This is a genomic window from Pseudoalteromonas pernae, assembly GCF_039831865.1.
GTDB lineage: Bacteria > Pseudomonadota > Gammaproteobacteria > Enterobacterales > Alteromonadaceae > Pseudoalteromonas > Pseudoalteromonas pernae.
In genome coordinates this window covers 12,359-30,478 of record NZ_JBDODM010000009.1, presented here as the reverse complement: position 1 = coordinate 30,478, position 18,120 = coordinate 12,359, and the positions used below count along the sequence as shown (strand labels likewise).

Annotated in this window: 12 protein-coding genes; 8 read left to right on the top strand and 4 right to left on the bottom strand. The window is 46.5% G+C overall.

Annotation, left to right across the window (positions count from 1 at the left end):
• Positions 1-3 precede the first annotated feature (3 nt).
• Together V1358_RS17020 and V1358_RS17015 are read left to right on the top strand one after the other, a co-directional pair.
• The gene (locus V1358_RS17020) at positions 4-3,276 is read left to right on the top strand and encodes an efflux RND transporter permease subunit (protein ID WP_347394296.1); all 3,273 of its coding nucleotides are present in this window, start codon (positions 4-6) and stop codon (positions 3,274-3,276) included.
• The gene (locus V1358_RS17015; RefSeq protein ID WP_347394295.1) at positions 3,266-4,321 is read left to right on the top strand and encodes an efflux RND transporter periplasmic adaptor subunit; all 1,056 of its coding nucleotides are present in this window, start codon (positions 3,266-3,268) and stop codon (positions 4,319-4,321) included. The genes V1358_RS17020 and V1358_RS17015 overlap by 11 nt, the downstream gene beginning before the upstream one ends.
• Here V1358_RS17015 and V1358_RS17010 read toward each other — a convergent pair.
• The gene (locus tag V1358_RS17010) at positions 4,313-4,993 is read right to left on the bottom strand and encodes a nitroreductase family protein (protein WP_347391966.1); all 681 of its coding nucleotides are present in this window, start codon (positions 4,991-4,993) and stop codon (positions 4,313-4,315) included. The genes V1358_RS17015 and V1358_RS17010 overlap by 9 nt on opposite strands.
• A 186-nt stretch (positions 4,994-5,179) precedes the next feature.
• On the opposite strand from V1358_RS17010, the gene V1358_RS17005 reads away from it, so the two are divergent.
• Both V1358_RS17005 and V1358_RS17000 read left to right on the top strand, forming a co-directional pair.
• Positions 5,180-6,064, top strand: coding sequence for an ABC transporter ATP-binding protein (locus tag V1358_RS17005; protein ID WP_347391967.1), 885 nt, complete (start codon positions 5,180-5,182; stop codon positions 6,062-6,064).
• Between the two features lie 9 nt (positions 6,065-6,073).
• Entirely contained in the window at positions 6,074-9,658 is a 3,585-nt protein-coding gene (locus tag V1358_RS17000) for an ABC transporter permease/M1 family aminopeptidase (protein ID WP_347394294.1), read from the top strand.
• A 77-nt stretch (positions 9,659-9,735) separates the two neighbouring features.
• Here the strand turns inward: V1358_RS17000 and V1358_RS16995 are convergent, their stop codons facing one another.
• A complete protein-coding gene (locus V1358_RS16995; protein ID WP_347391969.1) occupies positions 9,736-10,578 on the bottom strand; it encodes an endonuclease/exonuclease/phosphatase family protein in 843 nt (280 codons plus the stop codon).
• A gap of 46 nt (positions 10,579-10,624) precedes the next feature.
• On the opposite strand from V1358_RS16995, the gene V1358_RS16990 reads away from it, so the two are divergent.
• The gene (locus V1358_RS16990; protein WP_347391970.1) at positions 10,625-11,512 is read left to right on the top strand and encodes an aldo/keto reductase; all 888 of its coding nucleotides are present in this window, start codon (positions 10,625-10,627) and stop codon (positions 11,510-11,512) included.
• A gap of 78 nt (positions 11,513-11,590) precedes the next feature.
• Here V1358_RS16990 and V1358_RS16985 read toward each other — a convergent pair whose 3' ends face one another.
• A complete protein-coding gene (locus tag V1358_RS16985) occupies positions 11,591-12,271 on the bottom strand; it encodes a TorF family putative porin (RefSeq protein ID WP_347391971.1) in 681 nt (226 codons plus the stop codon).
• Between the two features lie 359 nt (positions 12,272-12,630).
• On the opposite strand from V1358_RS16985, the gene V1358_RS16980 reads away from it, so the two are divergent.
• The 3 genes from V1358_RS16980 (at position 12,631) to V1358_RS16970 (ending at position 16,537) form a co-directional block, all read left to right on the top strand.
• Positions 12,631-13,860: a TMEM143 family protein gene (locus V1358_RS16980; protein WP_347394293.1), complete on the top strand. Its 1,230-nt coding sequence runs from the start codon at positions 12,631-12,633 to the stop codon at positions 13,858-13,860.
• A gap of 317 nt (positions 13,861-14,177) precedes the next feature.
• Complete coding sequence (locus V1358_RS16975; protein WP_347394292.1) at positions 14,178-16,043, top strand: diguanylate cyclase domain-containing protein; 1,866 nt, start codon at positions 14,178-14,180, stop codon at positions 16,041-16,043.
• Between the two features lie 95 nt (positions 16,044-16,138).
• Entirely contained in the window at positions 16,139-16,537 is a 399-nt protein-coding gene (locus tag V1358_RS16970; protein WP_347394291.1) for a hypothetical protein, read from the top strand.
• Between the two features lie 58 nt (positions 16,538-16,595).
• Here the strand turns inward: V1358_RS16970 and V1358_RS16965 are convergent, their stop codons facing one another.
• Positions 16,596-17,762: a hypothetical protein gene (locus tag V1358_RS16965; protein ID WP_347394334.1), complete on the bottom strand. Its 1,167-nt coding sequence runs from the start codon at positions 17,760-17,762 to the stop codon at positions 16,596-16,598.
• Between the last annotated feature and the right edge of the window lie 358 nt (positions 17,763-18,120).

Below are 18,120 nucleotides of genomic sequence, written 5' to 3'. Positions count from 1 at the left end.
AAAATGCGATGGTTAGATCAGGGAGTTAAAGCAAGCCTCAGTGGTCCACTGCCACTGTTTATTTTCGTGCTAGCACTGGTTGTCGGCAGCTTTGCGATGGTGAACACGCCTCGCGAAGAAGAGCCGCAAATTGTTGTGCCTATGCTCGACATTATGGTGTCAGCTCCCAATATCGAGGCACCTGAAGTTGAACGCTTAGTGACGGTAGAACTAGAAAAGTTATTGGCGCAAATCAAAGGGGTAGAGCACATCTACTCAATGACCCAAAATGGGCAACTCGTCAGCACCTTGCGTTTTGAAGTGGGGCACTCTCGTGAACAAGCCCTGATAGACACCTACGCAAAACTCTACGCTTATCAAGACACCATGTCACCAGTAGTCCAACAGTGGCAGATTAAGCCTATTGAGGTGGATGATGTCGCTATCGTAATGCTTGGTTTATACAGTGAGAACGAGCACAAATACGATGATTACCAACTCACGCGTATGGCACAGGAACTTGCAACGCACCTGCAGCAGATAGAAGACACAAGTGAAGTAAAAGTGATTGCTGGGCGCACGCGCAGTGCCAACGTGTATCTCGACAGCGCGGCGCTAAGTGCACATAAAACGACGATTCAAGACGTATTGTATGCGCTCAATGCTTCTAACCAGCTGCGTGATGTTGGCACAGTAAAAGATGCGAACAGCAAATGGCGTGTTCAGGTGCAAGCGGGCGATGCGCTGCGCAATGTTGAGCAGCTTAGCGCGCTGGTGGTGAACGTAGTTAATGGTCAAGCAGTGCGCTTGGACAGTGTTGCACGTATCGAAGATGGGCCAAGTGAGCCGTCGCATTATCAGTGGTTGCAAACGAACAGTGGTAACACCGATAGCATGCCGATGGTGACCCTCAGCGTGGCCAAACAGTCAGGTGCGAATGCGGTCAGTGTTGCTCGCGCGGTCCATGAGCAGATGCAGCAGTTGCAACAGCTGTTGCTACCAGCCGAAGTAAAGGTGGTTACGCTGCGAGACTATGGGCAAACAGCCAATGAGAAGGTCAATAATCTAGGGGCCAGTTTAGTCTTTGCGGTGATCACCGTAGTGCTATTTATCGGTGTGTTTCTCGGCTGGCGTCCGGCCATCGTTATCGCCCTTGCACTGCCGATTTGTTATGGCCTCACGCTTAGTTTTGACTGGGCATTTGGTTACACCATCAATCGAGTCACCCTATTTGCCTTGATTCTAGCGCTTGGTCTGTTGGTGGATGACCCCATCACGGGTATTGATAATATCACCCGTTATTTGAGTAAGTCTGGGTCTGTGCAAGAGCGTATTGTGGCGGCCATGGCTGAAATTCGCACACCGCTATTGATGTCGACATTAACTATCATGGTGGCATTTTTTCCTCTGGCGTTTATTACCGGCATGATGGGACCCTACATGGCCCCGATGGCATTTAATGTGCCTATCAGTGTGGCCATTTCGACCATCGTGGCTTTCTTCGTAACCCCTTGGTTGGCGATGAAATTATTAAAGCCACAGACAGAAGAAAATAACGCTAACGTGGCAAAAGACAATGGTTACACACGTTTACTTGATTACTTCTTCCAAAGTCGTGGCCGCGCAAAATGGATGCTTTATGCAGTACTTGCATTGTTTATTCTTAGTGCGAGCCTGCCTGTTTTACGATTGGTACCGCTGAAGTTGTTACCTTATGACAACAAAAGCGAAGTACAAGTACTTATCGATATGCCTGAAGGGAGCTCGCTGGAAGATACCGCTGCGATGGCCGCCAAGGTGCAAGCCAAAGTATGGCAACTCAACGAAGTTAACACGATAGCGGCTTACGTGGGCCAGCCGTCGAGCATGGACTTTAACGGCATGGTTCGCGGTTACTATCGTCGCTACGGTGAGCACATGGGTGAGCTACGTATCTTGTTGAGCGACAAGAGCGAGCGCCAGCATCAATCTCATGCAGTGGTGTTACGTATGCGTCAGCAATTGTCTGCGCTGGCAACCGATGGCGTGAGCATCAAGGTGATTGAAGTGCCACCGGGCCCGCCGGTGTTGAGTACCCTAGTGGCAGAGGTGTATGCGGAACCATTTGTTAGCGAAGAAGCACATCGACATGGCGTGACAATGCTAGCTGAACGTTTGCGCCAAGAGCCTCATGTTGTCGAAGTAGACACGACCATGGAGCGTGCACAACAGCAAGCCCGTTTCGTGACCGACAAAACCAAGGCTGCGCTCTCAGGGTTAAGTACGCAAGATGTTGCCGATGCACTCGAAGTAGCGGCGAACGGCAAAAATGTCGGGGCGTTGTATGTCTCAGAAGAAGCCAAGGTTCTACCCATTCATGTGGCATTGCCTTACGCGCAGCGTAATGAGGCACAAATCCTTGCTCTGCAAATAAAAGGGCAGCGACAAATAAGCCAAACCAGCAATGAGCTCGGGCTCACCACTGCACCACAGCCTCTAGTACCGCTATCAGAAGTGGGTGAGTTTGTGACATATGAGCGCCCGCAAGTGATCGTTCGCAAAGACTTAAAGCGAGTGATTTACGTGATGGCTGAGCTCAATGGTCGCACCCCCGCTGAAATTATCTCGGATGTGAGTGCGGATTATGGACAAGATGAAGTTGATGTTAGTCAGTGGCAATCACGCACGTTTTTGACTGCTGGAGGCACCCGTGCTTGGCAATTACCTAAAGGCGTAAACGCATCCTTTAGTGGTGAGGGAGAGTGGCGAATTACCATTGATGTATTTCGTGATATGGGCATCGCGTTTGCCTTTGCGTTAACCGCTATTTTAGTGCTGCTGCGTATTCAAACCAGCTCAATGAGTTTGTCATTAATTATTATGTCTGCCATTCCCCTCACTGTGATCGGGATCATGCCAGGCTTTTTACTACTCAATCAATTCGGTGAACGGCAAGTTGCGGGAGCCCCCGAGCCTGTGTTGTTTACCGCCACTGCTATGATAGGCATGATCGCATTAGCCGGTATTGTGGTGCGTAACTCGCTCATCTTAGTGGAATTTATTAATCAGGCGCGGGCGCAAGGCATGGCGATAAAAGAAGCCTTGGTCACGGCTGGGCGGGTGCGTATGCGGCCCGTGCTTTTAACCGCAGGCACAACCTTGTTGGGTAACATTGTCATCGTGTTTGACCCAGTGTTCAGTGGTCTGGCTATCGCCATTATCTTTGGCATCATCGCCTCAACATTATTCACATTATTGGTAGTGCCCTTGGTGTACTACCTCGTTTTTGCAAATGAGGAGCATGCCCATGAAGGCTAAGCTTACAGTGATTTTAGTGGTTTGCTTTTTAGGTGTGGCAATCGTGTGGTTTTCGGGCGTTTTTAACCAGCACATTGAACCTGGGCAAAAAGATGTAACCAGCCAGTATTCTGGAGCAATTCAACGTGTTCAGTACCAAGAGCTTGTTGAATTTGAAACTGTGCCGGGGCGTGTTATTGCGCAACAAAATACCACAGTAGCAGCTCGCGTTTTGGCGCAGATCAAAGAAATGGCGGTGCGCGCTGGCGATGTTGTAACCCAAGGGCAAGTATTGGTGCGTTTGGATCAGCAAGAGCTTAATGCGCAGTTACAACAGGCAAAATCGCAGGTTCAAGCACTGGAAGCGTCCTATGTACAGGCGCAAAAACAGTTAAAGCGTGCGCAAGAGTTACTTGCGCAAGGTTTAGTGGCGCAAAGTGATTTAGATGCTGCTGTTGCGAGTCACGATAACCTTTCTGCAAGTTTGATGCAGGCTAAGCAAAGACAGCAACAAGCGAGCGTTGCTCTTAGCTACGCGACCATTAAAGCACCGATTTCAGGACGAGTAGTAGAACGCTTTGCGAAGGCGGGGGATACTGCCTCCCCTGGACAAGCCTTGTTGGCTATTTATAACCCGCAGCAACTGCAGCTAGAGTTTGCAGTGCGCGAACAGCAAGCGGTGAATTTACAACTTGCTGATGTGCGCCAGGTTGAGATACCAGCTCTGGGAATTCAAGAGCAAACCGAATTGGTGGAAATTGTGCCAGCGGCGGACAGTGCCTCTCGCTCATTAGTGATGCGTTTTGGCGCACCCAGTTCAACGCAGCTTTTACCTGGTTTATTTGCAGAACTTGAGTTGCCATTGCCAACACGCCAAGCGGTATTAATTGAGCCAGCCCTAGTGCACAGTTTTGGCCAATTGGATATGGTGTTTGTGGTTGAAAACAATCAGGCAAAACGCCGTTATGTTCGTTTGGGCCAACCACAAGGGGATAAAGTAGAGGTGATCAGTGGCTTACAGCCAGGCGATGAAATCGCCCTAGATGCAAAGCCTAATCTACTCTAAAAACGTGGCAATCTCATCGAGCGTCTTTTTCTGTAAGGCATGTGCGGGTACGGTGGCATCCTCAGCTGGGTACCCTGCAATGATCAACATATATGGACGCTCGTTATCCCTATCTCGACCACATATCTCGGTTAAAAAGCTCATTGGCTTTGGCGTGTGTGTTAACGTCGCTAAACCGCTGCGATGCAAGGCTTGAATTAAAAAGCCAGTAGCTAAGCCCACCGACTCATGGACGTAGTAATTGGTGTTTTTATCCTCAGTGTGCAGCCCCCCTTTTTTCTGGCTAAAGACGGCGATAAGCCACGGCGCGTGTTCAAGGTAGGGTTTCTGCGCATCGGTTCCTAAAGGTTTTAGCGCGTCTAGCCATTCTTGTCCTGCTCTGCCTTCATAAAACGAGCGTTCCAATTGCTCCGCCTGCTCACGAATTTGCTTTTTCACATCCATAGAATTAATGGCGACAAAATGCCAAGGTTGGTGATTGGCGCCACTTGGTGCTGTTCCAGCAGCTTTGATACAGGTTTTTATGAGCTCAATGCTCACTGGACGGTCGCTAAACTTGCGAATGCTGTGGCGACGTTTCGAAGTCGCGAAGAATTCATCTGCCCGTGCCTGCATCTCTTGTTCTGAGTACTCGATGAAATCGGTGAGTGGCTGGTGTTCATGAGGTTGCATGCTTGCTCCTATGTGTAAGCAACACGGAAATTGGTAAGTTGCTATTTTTTATACCCATTTGAATCGGGTGCAGCAAGTGTCTTTGTTATAAATTTTTACATTATTAATGTCTCATTCACCTTTGTACCATTGTACCCCTATGGTATAACCAGCATAGATAATAAAAGCGAATTTAAGGATAAACAGGTGCTAACAATTCAAGGTCTTACCAAAACCTACAGTAACGGCGTTCAAGCTCTCAAAGGAGTGAACTTGGAAATACCCAAAGGCATGTTTGGTTTGCTTGGCCCCAACGGTGCAGGTAAATCATCTCTAATGCGTACGATTGCAACGTTACAAAGTGCCGACAGCGGCAGCATTACCTTCGATGGCATTGATGTATTAACACAACCACAGGAAACGCGCCGCCGTTTAGGTTATTTGCCTCAAGACTTTGGTGTTTATCCGCGTATCAGTGCCTTTGATTTGCTGGACCACATGGCGGTCCTTAAAGGCCTTAATAATGCCAAAGAGCGTAAGGAGGTTGTGGAGGGGTTGCTTGCACACACCAATTTATACCAACACAAATCAAAATCCGTAAGTGGCTTTTCTGGCGGTATGCGCCAGCGTTTTGGTATCGCTCAAGCTTTGTTAGGCGATCCAGATTTATTGATTGTGGATGAACCAACCGCAGGTCTAGACCCGGAAGAGCGCAACCGTTTCCACAATTTACTCGTGAGTTTAGGTGAACAAAAGGTCGTCATTCTCTCAACCCATATCGTAGATGATGTGAGTGAGCTGTGCCCGAATATGGCGGTACTAGCCGGTGGTGAAATTCTCCTAAAAGGCAACCCAATAGATCTAACGCATCAATTAAATGGCCGCATTTGGCGCAAAGAAGTGGTAACCCAGCAAGAAGTACAAGAGCTTGAGCAGGCACTGCCAGTGATCTCAAAGCGACTGTTCGCCGGTAACACCATCTTACATGTGTTCGCTGAGCAAGCACCTGAAGGGTTTGAGTCGGTGACTAGTAGTTTAGAAGACGTGTACTTCTCGACCTTGCACCAGCAACGTCAAGCAATCTCTGCTTAAGGAGGGGTCATGCTGTTAAAAATGTTAGCCTTTGAGCTGCGCTATTTTATTCGCCAGCCCTCTTTCTACGTATGTAGTTTGCTGTTTTTCTTACTGTCGTTCTTAGCAACCGTTTCTGACAATGTGCAGATAGGCGGCAGTAATGTAAATGCCAACAGCCCCTACACGATATTGATGGTCACCACGGTGATGTTGATCTTTGCCTTGTTTGCAGTGGTCAACTTTGTTGCGTCGTCCACTATCCGAAACGATAGCGAACGCATGGCGGAGCTGGTTTACTCTAAGCCAATTGCCCACAAAAGCTACCATGCGGGGCACTTTCTCGGTTCTTTCTTAGTTACGTTAGTCATATTCGCTTTTGTGCCTCTAGGGGTATTTCTAGGCACCTGGTTTGGCTCTATTGTTGGCTGGCTAGACCCAGAATTATTGGCACCGAATAAGTTTTCTTATTATGCCCAGCCTTTCTTAATCTTGGCTGTGCCGACCTTATTTGTGATGGCGGTGAGTTGTCACGTGGCAGCACTACGTTTTCGTAGCATGATGGCTGTGTACATTGCTGCGGTGATGCTCTTTATTGGCTACAACACAGTATCTGTGTACTTCGACCAACCAGAATTCCGCTTGTGGGCGGCTTTATTCGACCCATTCGGTTACGGTGCTTTTGCCGAAGCAACGCGCTACTGGACCGTCGCAGAAAAAGAGACGCAAACTCTCGCTCTTGAAGGGAATGTGCTCTACAACCGTTTAATTTGGTTGGCAGTTGGCATCGTATTGTTTGCGCTATTTGGCCTCAAAGGGGGCTTTAAAAGTACAGGCAAAGATAAAAAGCAACAGCAACCTTCAGCGTCAATGCTCAAACGTGCGCAGCAAGCTCTGGAAAACAAAATTGCTGTAAGACCGCAAAGCATCAGTATCAAAAGTCAGTTTTTACTGCGTACTCGCTTTGAAATCGTGCAAGTGGTGTTCAGTGCGCCATTTATGATTTTGGCAGCATTAACCTTGTTCATGTTGATCTCACCACTGTTAGTGCCAGGACAATGGTATGGCACCTCGAATTGGCCACTAACACAAGCCATGATCCCGCTTATTAAAGGGGTGATGGGCATCTTCATGATTATTATTTTGGTGTACTACAGTGCGGAAGTGGTTTGGCGCGAGCGTAACTCAAACTTTGGTGACATCATTGATTCTTACCCAACTCACAACCTAGTGTTTTGGGCGTCCAAGCTGCTTGCTATCACTACGGTTCTATTGCTGCTTTATACCGCGGGTATGCTGTTTACTATCACCTATCAGCTGATCAAAGGCCAATTTAACATTGAGTTGGGGCAGTACCTGTTCCGCTTGGGTTATATGACCATGGTTCCACTCATCATGACCACGATTTTGGCGTTCTTCTTCCAAGTGATCAGCCCGAATAAATACGTGGGTATGCTGCTGTTTATCGTTTACTACGCGGTAAATATGGTCCTGAGCAATTATGGTTTCAGTCATAACATGTATCGCTTTGCGTCATCACCTGCCGCACCTTACTCAGACTTAAATACTTATGGTCACTTCTTAGCAGGCGTGCATTGGTATAACTTGTATTGGCTGGGATTAACCTTGGTGCTTGGCGCATTAGGGTATGCATTATGGCACCGTGGGCCACAGCAGAGTTTAATGTCACGTTTGCGTTTGTTGGGTTATCACCTAGGCAATAAAGGTAAAGCGGTGGTAGTTGCTGGCGTGGTTATCTTCGTCGCCAGTGGTACGTGGATTTATCATAATACTCGTGTTTTAAATGACTATCAGACGAACGACCAAAGTGAAGACTTGCGAATGCAGTACGAGCAACAGCTAGTGCAGTATAAAGAGTCGCCAATCCCAGTCATCACCAAAGTGGATGTCACCGCGGATATTTATCCACAAGAGCGTCGCTTAGTGGCGAAGGCTGATATTGAGTTTACCAATACAAGTGATGAGCCAATCAGCCGTTTCTTGGTAAGCAAACCACGCTTCTCGTCACAATGGCAGCTAAATCTTGAAGGTGGTCAAATGGGTGAAGAGTTAGCTGATTTCAAATCATGGTGGTATGAGTTTGATACGCCGCTACAGCCTAATGAAATCCGCAAAGGCGAAATGTCAGTAGTGCGTGAACACCATGGCTTTAAGAACAGTGGTTTTGATACGCAGTTGGTTGAAAATGGCACCTTTATCAATAACTTTGAATTGTTCCCTGTCTTTGGTTATCGCGAAGATTATCAACTGTTCGATCGAAACGAGCGTCGCAAGCGAGGCTTGCCTGAGCTAGAGCGAGCGCACAAACTCGAAGACAGTCGTTACTATAGTCAAAGCTTCTTCGGTAAAGGTGTCGGCTTCATCGACTTTAGTGCAACGATCACCACCGATATTGACCAATTTGCGATTGCGCCGGGCTACTTGCAGCGTGAAGAAGTGGATAAAGAAAAAGGCCGCCGCAGCTTCCAATACAAAATGGATGCGCCCATGGTGCACTTCTACAACATTATGTCTGCGCAGCTTGAAGTGAAAAAAGAGCGTCACAAAGGCATCAATATCGAAGTGTATTATCATCGAGACCATGCGTGGAACGTCGATACCATGATTCAAGCAACGAAGGATTCGATTGATTACTTCACAGCGGTGTTTGGTCCTTATCAGCACAAGCAACTTCGTATCTTGGAATTCCCTGGTTACCGTTCATTTGCGCAAAGCTTTGCTAATACCGTACCGTATTCTGAAAATATTGGTTTCATTACTGACTTACGTGACCCCGATGACATCAATGCGCCTTACTATGTAACCGCACATGAAGTGGCTCACCAGTGGTGGGGACATCAGGTTGGTGCAGCAGATGTGCAAGGTTCGGCTGTAATTTCAGAGACCTTATCGCAATACAGCGCGATTCAAGTGTTGCGCGAGAAGTATGGTGAACAAAAGCTGCGTAAGTTTTTGAAGTATGAATTGGATCGCTACTTGATGGGGCGCACCAACGAAAGCTACGAAGAAATGCCATTATACCGCTCTGAAGGGCAGCAATACCTGCATTATCAGAAAGGTTCGATAGTGATGATGGCGATTGCGGATCGCATCGGTGTTGAGCGCACTAATGCAGCACTTCGTGCATTTCTTAATAAATACCAATACAGCGCTGAGCCATACCCAACAACGCTGGATCTATTGGAATTTTTGAAAGCAGATGCCAATGACATGGAGCAAGCCTTCATTGATGACCAATTTAAACGTATCACCTTGTTTGAATTGGAAATGAAAGATGCGCAAGTTACTGAGAAGGCAAATGAGCAGGGCAAATATACTGTCACTCTGACTATTGCCGCCAGCAAGGCATTTGCAGATGGCGAGGGGAATGAAACGGAGCAACCGATGGAGCAACTAATCGATATCGGCTTGTTTAGTGAAGCCCCTGAGAAACTGAGCGCAAATAACACCGTGATTTATCTGCAAAAGCATGCGCTACAATCAGGCGAAAATGTCATTGAGTTGTTGGTCGATGAAAAACCAAGCTATGCCGGTGTTGACCCATTGGTTAAATTGGTCGACCGAGACAGCGCCAATAACATCAAGAAGTTTTAAGGTTAGGGCATGTTGAGCTTTGATGTGAACAAGATTCATGCCTCAAAGCTCAACACCTACTAGCTGTGACCACCGAGTTAATCGCTGGTGACATGCACCGACACTAACAATGGATTGTGATCTGAACTACTGCGCTCAAGTATTTGCGCATTTGTGACGGTCACGCCTCTGATCCATACATGATCCAATGGCAGTCCAAACGCCGTGGTGCGATGGTCTGGCGCAAAACTCACTCTTTGCATGCCCAAATCTGTCAGGGCGTTTTCTACTAATTGCCAACGCTCATCACTCCAAGTATTAAAGTCCCCCGCAAAAATGACTGGACCAGTGTGCAAGGTAACTAAATCGGTTAAACGCGCCAGTTGCTCTTTGTATTCTGAGGTGCCGAGCGTGAAGTTAATGCCATGCATATTTATAACCAGCAGTGAATTGCCTTCCTCTAGTGCATACCCACTGATACTGGATGCCTTGGGCGTGCGCAACCAAGGTTCGCGCTGGTAAAATCGGCAATTGAACAGAGTTGGCCAATCGCTCAATACCGCGAGCCCAGTTTGTTGGCGATAGCTACGGTAGCCCGGAGAAAACTGAGAATAGGGTTTGAGCGCATCAAACTGAGGATCGTCATAGGTTTCTTGTAATAAGAGAAAGTCCGCTTGCTCAGCAAACTCTTGTAAATCTGGGAGTAACTTGGGGTGGCTAGCTTTGTAAATATTCCAGCTCAGTACGTTGAACTGTGAGGGAACGGGATCGGTCACCTTATTAATGGGCTCTGCTATTAGCTGCGCACAATGTTCAGGGGTATTCGCGCTCACTTGATTATTTTCAAGTTGTTCAGGGAGCACCGATTGTTGCCAGTGGATGAAAATAAGTAGTAATAGCAGATAAAAGCTTGGCAATGTGGGTACGTCCTTGAAGTGCATTGGATAGGCCGTGTTATAGTGGCAAAAAATGTTTAGGATGCAAAGTATGACTTCACGAATCATTTCTCCTTTGGTCATGGGTTTTTGGCGAATGCTGGATTGGCAACGCAGTGACCAAGAAAACCTTTCTTTCTTAAAACAATGCATCGAACTTGGGATTAAAGACACTGATCACGCCGATATCTATGGCCAATATCAGTGCGAAACGGCATTTGGTAAAGTATTAAAGCTACAGCCTGAGATCCGTGAGCATATTAAAATTATTACCAAGTGTGGCATCGTATTGCAGCAAGGTGAAAAGGCCGTTCCTGGCCATGTAAATCACTACAATTCAACGCGCGAGCACATTATTGCCAGTGCGCAGCAGTCGTTGCTGAATTTTGGCACGGATAGGCTCGATTGCTTGCTGATCCATCGCCCCGACTATTTGATGGATGCCGATGAAGTTGCTGAGGCGTTTACTCAACTTAAAGAGCAAGGTGACGTGTTGCACTTTGGCGTGTCAAATTTTACTACCAGCCAGCTGGCCTTGCTGCAATCACGTCTTGATTTTCCGCTGGTGACCAACCAAGTCGAATTTTCACCTTACAACATGCAGGCCTTGGATGATGGCACCTTAGATCAATGTCAGCAATTGCGCCAAACCCCTATGTTATGGTCACCACTAGCTGGTGGCCGCTTATTCGCCAAAGACGATGCTAAAGCGCGTCGCCTACAGCAGTGTTTAACCACGATTGCACAAGAGATTGGCGCTACGAGCATAGATCAAGTGGTCTATGCTTGGCTGTTGAAACACCCGAGTAAACCGGCTGTAGTACTGGGAACCGGTAACATTGAACGCGTAAAAAGTGCGGTTGAGGCACAACAACTGAGCTTGACACGTGAACAGTGGTATCGCATTTGGGAAGCGTCAATGGGGCACTCGGTTCCTTAGCGTCCAAAGAAAAGATAAAGGGCCTTTCGGCCCTGGTTTTTGCAGCAACAATAAGAAGGTGTGACTTCGAGCGAATGCTTATAGCTCAAAGTCTAAGCTGTATGATACATACGCTTTTAAATCGTCATCCGCGTCTAAGTCAGTTTGCAGTAGACCGAATGTGAAACCTGACTTGCTAATGCTGACGCCATAGTCCAAGTAGCTATCGTCTTCACCGTACCATTCTTCAACGGTGTCACCGCTTGAGTGGCCTAGGTGTAGAGCAAGTTCAGTGTCGTTTAAGATAGTAAAGCTGGCATTAAGCTCTAGATAAAGCATGTCTTCTTCGCTGGTGGCATCGTCTTCGGCGTTAAGCAAATAGCTTGCGCCCGCGCTCAAGAACTCCCAGCTTACTGAGCCATAGATTTCACCGAAGCCGATATCGCCCGCAGCATCTGGGTAGGCATAATAAATATAGCCAACGTCATAGCCGATATCGCCAGCCGAACCCGCGAAACCACCATATAGGTCAAGCTCATAGCTAGTGCTCGCTTCATCCCCAAAATCGATATTCGACACCCAAGTGCCCGCATAGAAACCACTCTCAGAAGAAAAATCGATTCCACCGGATACTGCAGCTTTATCTGCTGACTGGGTAATGCCGCGCCAGTAATAGTTCGAGCTGGCTGCGACATTGGCAGTGACTTCAGCTTGGCTAGCTAGAGGCGTAAGTGTCAAAGCCGCCAAGGCGATGACTTTCGCTAAGTTATTTTTTTTCATCGTTTCATTCCTGTTAATTTTAGCGCTGTGTTACGTGCTCTCTTTCGCAAAGCATGTGCCAATGTCTGATTTTTGAGCGAAATTAGTTTAAAACCTTTTATTTATCATGGTATTAAATGGTGTTAGCGGCTCTTTAGGAAATCCTGAATAAATTTGCATATGCACCTTGTTGGTGCATATTTTATGCTTATGCACCGAGTTAAATCAGCTTGAATGCATAACTCTGACTTCATCTGGTCCTTAGCTCGCTGATACAGTTCGGAGCGGCGTTTTGATAAACAAAATAGCCAGTGTAGGTGCTTGATGGGTGCGCTTTAAGGTAAGATGGCGAGCAAGTTATACCGAATTTGAAAACATCTATGTCCGGCGATCGCTTTATCCCTTTTCGTAAAAAAGACATTATTGGCATGTGTGCTGATTTACTTCCTGCCGATACCAACAAAGAAGAATTTGTTTCGTTTTGTGCACTGTTGGTCAATCGTATTCACTATGAATATCACCAGCAGCTCGAAAGCTTAAAAGATAACTATGCTGCGTTTGACCCACAACGTGACACCCGCACCATGTTTAACGTCTCCGATGCACAGCAAGCTCAGAGTAAGAACCGCTTTGCCAAAGAATTTGCGGCGTTATTGGATGCCGCCAATTTTGAAAAGGTGACAGACCAAGACTTACAGCATGCGCTGAGTGAGGAATCCTTGTTTAAGGTTCGCCTTGAAGTTACCTTCGATGATTTCGAAGAGGTGGTGTTCTACCGTCGCGGGGAATCGCAAAAAACAGAAACGATACGCAGCTTATGGGGGCTACGTAAAAAGCTGGTAAATTTCACTAATTATGACCGTGTCGCCATCTACATTACTTTTAAAGATGAAGCGTATTTCTCCAAGAAGCGAAAAGCACCGCTGGGTTTTACGCCAGGCTCGACCATCATCAAGCTATTCCAGAATGTGCCTAAAGCAGACTTAGAAATGTTATTTCCAAATAGCGAAGTACGTATGCGTCCAATTGATAAGGTGGTTATCGGCGGCTCAGCGGCTATCGGTGGCGTGGTGGTGTTGGTGACCAAACTCGGCGCGTCGATTGTATTGCTCGCTTCTCTTTTAGCTTTTTGGTTTGGCTGGCACGACCAAGAAGTCGAAGTGACGAAAAAGCATTTGATCACTTTCGGTATTGGTATGGCGGTGTTTGGTAGCTTTGTATTTAAAGAATGGACGAAATTTAAGAATCGCAAAATCCGTTTTATGAAGGCGCTCTCAGACAACTTGTACTTTAAGAATCTCGATAATAACGCCGGTGTTTTTCATACTTTGGTTGATGCGGCGGAGGAAGAGGACTGCAAAGAAGCCTTGCTGGCCTACACATTTTTATTGAACAGTGGTGAACAGGGGGCAACAGAAGTGCAGCTTGATCGGGATATTGAGCAGTGGTTTGCGCAGCAGTATGACTGCAATCTTGATTTCGATGTGACGGATGCACTGAGAAAACTGCTGAATATGGATTTAGTCACTTTTAGCGAAGCGCGCTACACAGCTAAACCTTTAGATGAGGGAATGCGCATACTGGACGAGCATTGGGATAATTTGTACTAGTAAATGCCAGTTTTAATGCTGTTTAAGTCAGCTCCTTGGTGCGATGAGTACGGGGTCGAGAGCCGCACCTTTGAATGATGCTAATCGTGTTCTGGTTTCTTCAACATCGCACAAAAAGCGTCTTATCAAGCATTTGTAACCTATAGTAACTAGATAGTTGAAGAAGTATGTAAGACGATTTTAAACCGGAGCGGCTGTTGAATCACTCTAACTCGAAAATACATCGAACCAAGAGGGAATCATTCATCAAACGAAAAGTGCTGACATTAGTTTCGATTCTAATTGTCGCGCTTTTCGTATTGTCATTGGCCTCCTATGTGCAAACCAGTATGCTCAATGCTGTGCGTGGTTATGTGCGTGGCGAAGGTCTATACGCAAAAGCTCAGAAAGATGCTGTGGGGCACTTATTAGCCTACGCCCAAAGTGAGAATTCACAGCAGTACCAATCTTTTTTAAATGCCCTAAAAGTTAATCTTGGCGATAACCAAGCACGCGTCGCGCTGCAAAAGGATGACCCTGATTCTGAAAGGGCGTTTCAGGGGTTTTTACAAGGTGGAAATGACCCCGAAGATATCAATGACTTGATCACCTTCTTTATACACTTCCAAAACTTTCCCTATATGAAAGAAGCGATTGTCATTTGGGAGGAAGCTGACGTACTCATTCAAGAACTGTTGGTACTCGGTGAGAAACTAAAGCAGGCCATCGAAAATAAAGATCAAAGCGCCATCAACAGCCATGTCAAAGCGCTGCATGACTTAAACACTCTACTGCACGAAAAAGAATATCAGTTTTCAGCGATTTTGAGTGAGGGCGCGCGGTGGATTAAGAAAGTAACCATTATTGCTGGCTCATGTATGTTGTTGACCATTATCTTGTTGGTCGCTTGGATCACACGCCGAACGCTACTGAGCATAGTGGAAACGGAAGAAGAGCTAATCGTCAGCGAAAATCGCTTTGAAAGCTTATATCGCACTGAACTCTTGGGAATTATTGATTGGGACAAAGATGGCGCAATTACCGATGCGAATAATGTGTTCCTCAATATGTTGGGATTCAGCGAGGAGAGTATTGCTAGCGGCCAAGTGAATTGGCGCAATATTACTCCTGAGCAGTATCAGCAGTTGGATAATGAAAAGCTGCGCGAAGTCCTAGAGTATGGGCACTGTAAACCATTCGAGAAGGTATTCGTTAGCGCATCAGGAGAGGCAATTCCTGTATTGGTTGGCCCAGCGTTGCTCGGTGGTGAAACAAACAAAGGCATTGCCTTTACTCTCGACTTGTCGGAGTCAAAAAAAGCCCAGAACGAAATTCGTTTGGCGGCCACCGTATTTAACTCTGCCAACAACGGCATACTGATTGCTGATAGCAACCTTAACGTTGCTTCTGTGAACAACACGTATTTAGAACTCACTGGCTATACCGAACGCGAATTACTCGGAAAAGCCCCGCCATTTTTCGCTAATGCACATGCTGATGGACTCAATATTAAAGTAGAGTTAGCGATGAAAAACACTTGGCAAGGCGAGCTGACCGCTTACACCAAGTCGGGCTTTGAAATTCCTGTGGTGATTACCATCAATGGCGTGCGTGATGACGCAGGGGCCGTTACTAACTATGTGATAGTACTGACTGATATTTCCGAACGTGTCGCCGCTGAAGCACAGTTAAGATTGTTGGCCCACTATGACTATTTGACAGGATTAGCGAATCGTTCGCTGTTTGTTGACCGTTTCAACCAAGCGCTATCGCGAGCAAAGCGCTACGACACTATGTTGGGGTTGTTGTTCATTGATTTAGACAAGTTTAAACCCGTGAATGACGAGCTAGGTCATAACGTTGGTGACCAACTACTAAAAACAATCGCTACACGCATCTGCCAGCAAATTCGCGAGTGTGATACGGTCGCGCGATATGGCGGCGATGAATTTATTGTTTTGCTTGAGGATATGGAGGATGGTGATTCCGCTGAGGGGGTTGCGGGTAAAATTATGACCGCGATCAACGAGACTGTGTTCGTCAATGATCACCAGCTTAGTGTCGGTTGCAGTATTGGTGTCGCAATATATCCGCAAGATGCGCAGCGCACGGATGAACTTCTTAAACTGGCTGACGCTGCAATGTACGACGCTAAGCAAGCTGGTACAAATTTAATACGTAGGGCCATTAATGCTAACGGTTGAGTGTCTCTTGAGTGTGCTAATCCAGTGCGGTTAATCCTACATTAACTTTATTAGGCTCACATTGTGAGTTGTTTCAAGCCTTTGAGGTAACAGTCATGTTGAAAAGGATTTTATGGTTAGCGTTATTGAGCGCAAGTTCTGTGTGGGCGAATAATGACGTGATCATGGTTGATAGGGTTATTGTCGACAGCGTGAAATTGGCCTTTCCGAATGATGAAAAAATTCAGCCGGATTTAAGTGAATTCGTGGTGGATAGCGTTGTGTTAATGAGTAATGAGGAGGGCGAGCGATGGGCAGTCGTTACCGTATCTAATCAGGCGAATGGTCTACGTACTATGACTCAGAAGCACTTGAATGCTGTAGTTGCAAATGGTCAGCGGATCAGTCCTAGTGAATTTTCTCAGGTATTTAAAGCCAATGAGACTTTATCGCTGACTGTATATTTTGGGCATAGCAAGTTCCCGCTACTGGATGTGCATACGCGGACAGAATGAATCGTAGAGCTTTGGTAACTAGGGTGCAAAGCGCCTTGCGGCGCTAATGTGGCGGTGTTTATCCAAAAATCGCGCGCATCAAACTGATGGTGTCTGCGACACTGCGTCCTTTTTCCACTTCTTGAACAATTGAATCGCGTTTATCGCGGATATGCTGAGGGATGTCATCTTGAGCTAGCGCGCGGTCAACAATTTGCTCCGCCGACTCTTTCGAGCGTTTACGGCCCGATGTATTTACATTACCCGTGCTGCGCTTAGGTTTGTGTAACAGCTTGTAGTAGTTCGACTGCTCATTGGCATCTTCATCAAAGTAGAAAAATAAGCATGGCAGCAAGGCTTTGATATCAGCCAGTTGTTGCTCTTGGTCGTCTTGCGCATGCGCCATAGCGAACCACGGTAGTCTAGCAACCGTTAGCACTACGTCTTGCCAATAGCGTTCGAAATCACGATTGTTGAGCTTGGCAATATTGAGTGCAGAGCATAACGCATCTGATTTAGTACTCGTTATTGGTGTGAAAACATCTGGGCGTCGCATTGCAAGTAAACGCGTTGCTGGTGCCAGTGTGGGTTTATCATCACAGCCAACAAACAAGTGCAGATAGGCCATCACAAATGCTTGATAGTGTTCGGCAGTCACCTCACCCGTCAGTGGAATGTGACCCAGCGCCGTACTGACTGCATGAGGCTGATCGTCAACTTGTTGATGAAACGCTTTAGCTCCTTTAGTACTAGCAAAAAACTCAACATCAAAGCGATATACTGCAGGGTCATGATTGGCAGTGTGTTTACCGGTATATGCCAATCTATCTTCTGCAGTTAAGTCCTGAAAAGGCGTTTGTTGAAGGAGCTTGATGTGTGCACATAGGGCCAAGTGTTCATTGAGCAATACGCGGTCACTATTTTGTTTAAGGTATTCACATATTACTGGCCATGGAGCGACGCGTAATGTTTTTAACTGCAAAAAGCTAATGGCGTCTTTGAGCAAGGTCTGCAATTTTTTTACTGTAGGTAGCTGAGTTGACTCCAGTAATTCAAAATTAAGTCGTGTTGTTACGACATCAAGAAGCTCATAGCACCAGCCTAGAAAGTCATCAGGATGATTATCTACTTTTACAGCCATCAAATTGAGACTAATGTCGGTCGCTTGTTTTAGGATATTTTGATAAATCTGACTTTCTTGTTCGGCCAACGCCATTTTTGATGGGGAAATCAGCAACTTCTTCATGCTTGGTACAACTCGCTCCAATAGATACAACACAGCCCCGCCATTTAACGGGGTTGTGCATCATACTGGGATTAAGTTTTGTTGCAATATTGACTTTTTCAATTAACGCAAATGATTTCAGGGTGTCACCGTGTATGTGATATGAACTAAAAAAGCCTCTCTTTTTATACCTGTCGCACGAAGTGAAACCCAAGTGTAATTGACTATAATCGATTTCAAATTGGGTCTGCTTTGTGGGTTGGGGAATCATGACCACAGCCGAATGTAGATAGCTACTAAGCCAGAAATCCGCATTTGCATCTTCAGTTGCTTTTACAAGCGCTGCGCCACCTGTGTACCGGGCGCTTCTGAAATGTAA

Bases quoted from the DNA above. Each gene is read 5' to 3' on its own strand.
- V1358_RS17015 (WP_347394295.1), top strand. From the start codon at position 3,266: ATGAAGGCTAAGCTTACAGTGATTTTAGTGGTTTGCTTTTTAGGTGTG.
- V1358_RS16990 (WP_347391970.1), top strand. From the start codon at position 10,625: ATGACTTCACGAATCATTTCTCCTTTGGTCATGGGTTTTTGGCGAATG.
- V1358_RS16970 (WP_347394291.1), top strand. From the start codon at position 16,139: ATGTTGAAAAGGATTTTATGGTTAGCGTTATTGAGCGCAAGTTCTGTG.
- V1358_RS17010 (WP_347391966.1), bottom strand. From the start codon at position 4,993: ATGCAACCTCATGAACACCAGCCACTCACCGATTTCATCGAGTACTCA.
- V1358_RS17000 (WP_347394294.1), top strand. From the start codon at position 6,074: ATGCTGTTAAAAATGTTAGCCTTTGAGCTGCGCTATTTTATTCGCCAG.
- V1358_RS16980 (WP_347394293.1), top strand. From the start codon at position 12,631: ATGTCCGGCGATCGCTTTATCCCTTTTCGTAAAAAAGACATTATTGGC.
- V1358_RS16965 (WP_347394334.1), bottom strand. From the start codon at position 17,762: ATGAAGAAGTTGCTGATTTCCCCATCAAAAATGGCGTTGGCCGAACAA.
- V1358_RS16985 (WP_347391971.1), bottom strand. From the start codon at position 12,271: ATGAAAAAAAATAACTTAGCGAAAGTCATCGCCTTGGCGGCTTTGACA.
- V1358_RS16995 (WP_347391969.1), bottom strand. From the start codon at position 10,578: ATGCACTTCAAGGACGTACCCACATTGCCAAGCTTTTATCTGCTATTA.
- V1358_RS17020 (WP_347394296.1), top strand. From the start codon at position 4: ATGCGATGGTTAGATCAGGGAGTTAAAGCAAGCCTCAGTGGTCCACTG.